At 36.2% G+C, this 2,119-nt stretch carries 2 protein-coding genes; both read left to right on the top strand.

The window, feature by feature from the left end; all coding sequences use genetic code 11:
* The coding region (locus C9411_RS25130; protein WP_233221950.1) for a glycosyltransferase family 4 protein at positions 1-1,183 on the top strand (1,183 nt) is incomplete at its 5' end.
* 46 nt (positions 1,184-1,229) lie between these two features.
* The coding region (locus C9411_RS25680; protein WP_146158902.1) for a polysaccharide pyruvyl transferase family protein at positions 1,230-2,119 on the top strand (890 nt) is incomplete at its 3' end.

Consider the following 2,119-nt stretch of genomic DNA (forward strand, 5'->3'; position numbering starts at 1 on the left):
GCGGTTGCCAACTTCATTCGCAGGCAGAGAATACATGATTAACCAAAATATTCGCTTTTTGATTGACAGCGGATATGATGTCGAAATTGCACATTTTGATCGGGCTGTAGGAAAAAATGCGGACATAAAATATTTTGAAATGATACGCCCAGGATTTTGCGAAATATTATTTAATAGTCTTTTTAGATGGAATTTGTCGTTCCAAGAGAGATTGTTTTACTCTTCTAAAGCGAAGAAAATGATTTCAAAGCGTATTGAAGAGAATGAATATGATTTGCTCCTGGTCGATATGGTCCGAATGGCGTACTTGGTTGAAAATATTCCTGCGAAAAAAATTCTTGAGTATGATGATTTGCTTAGTCTTCGATATAAACGGATGGCAAATAAATTTTCTGACAATATAAATTTACTAGGTACATACTCTGAAAAATATCCTGCTATTTTGTCTTCGCTCATCAAGCCCTTCAGAAAAATAGTCCTCAATATGGAAAGTGGGTTAATTGGCAGGCGAGAGAAGTTACTGTCACGTAAGTTTGATAAGCTTTCTTTTACATCGCCGCTGGAGGCTTCTGCATTTAAACGTGAAACAGGGGTTAAAAGTGTTTTTTTTAACCCTCCAAGTGTACCTAAAACTGAAATTTCAGACAAAGTTATAGATGAGAGTAATTACTATATTTTTATTGGGAATCTAAAAGCAAATCATAACCTAGCATGTTTAAGGGAGATTTCTAAAGTATTTGCAGCAGATGCTCTGGCTTATATAGATGTGAAAATATTTGTGTATGGTGATTATGATAATCGGGCACAGGAAATTTGTGCTGGAAATAGTAAGGTTGTTTTAAAGGGAATAGTTGAAGATATAAGTACAGCTCTGCGCGATGCTGCTTGTTTAGTGGCGCCAATACCATTCGGTTCAGGAATAAAAGTTAAAGTCATAGAGGCCATGAGTTATGGCTTGACTGTTCTAACAAACGACATCGGTGTTGAAGGTATAGGTGCTACAGCGAATATAGACTATATTGCATGCAATAGTTTAGAAGAATTTACTTCTAAAATTATTGAAATGAAAGGTGCGGACGAGGAGTTGAAAACTATCGGTATGAATGGACATTCCTACGTAATGGAGCACTTTTCAGAGGAAAAGGTTAAGGGAGTTTTCCTTAGGAATCTCGAAAGCATTTAAGTTTTTACTGTGTGCTATTGTTCAAGTAATTTTATCTGGCATTTATATGAAAAACATACTTATTGTGAATGAAGTTTGCTCTGATAATATTGGTGACCATGCTATAAATGAAGGCGTAAGAAAAACTCTCCACGAGCTTTCGCGATGTTCTGTAAGTGTGGGCTTTGATGCGGAAAAGAAGCACGTTAATCCTAAGCCACTACAAGAAAAAAACAAATCAGGATTGATTAGTCGAGTTCGGCATTATTTTCTTTGGAGAAATCAACCAGTAAAGTACTTTCGTTGGTATATTAATAATATAAGAAGAATAAAAAAAACTCTTTCAGATAATTATGAGAGAGTAATCATAGGCGGAGGGCAATTAGTTCAGTCGGGAGGTACGTTCCCTATTGCAATGTATCTGTGGGTAAGAATTGCGGAGAAAAATAATATCCCAGTGTATATCGTTGGTGTGGGCTGTGCTGAGAAGTTTTCTAAACTTGATATATGGTTGTATAAGAAAGCGTTTGCTAAGTCACACGCGATTTTTGTTCGTGAGAAAAAATCAATAGAAAAATTAGAGGTTTTCTTCGCTGTTAAACCCAATTATATACCCGACTTGGCTTATGCATTATATGAAGTTAAAAGTAGTCAAGATTTGGCACAGAAAAACTATGTCATAGTGGGTGCAACGGCATTTTATGTCCATAAGAAAAATATTACTGAAACTGGGTGTGCTAAAGAAGAAAGTTTTGAGCGCTATGTAAAGTATTGGGAGGGCATTATTGATAAGGAGGTCCAGGCAGGAAATCGCGTGGTTCTTGTATCTACAACTGTAGAGGATGCTGAACTAAATAAATATCTCTATCACCACGTTGATTACAATAATAAAAACAGTTGCATCGAACTTGTTGAGACAGTCCCTGAGTTGAGTGTTTATCTTGACTATCTTAAGGG

The sequence above is a fragment of the Serratia sp. Nf2 genome, from assembly GCF_003028435.1.
GTDB lineage: Bacteria > Pseudomonadota > Gammaproteobacteria > Enterobacterales > Enterobacteriaceae > Serratia > Serratia marcescens_L.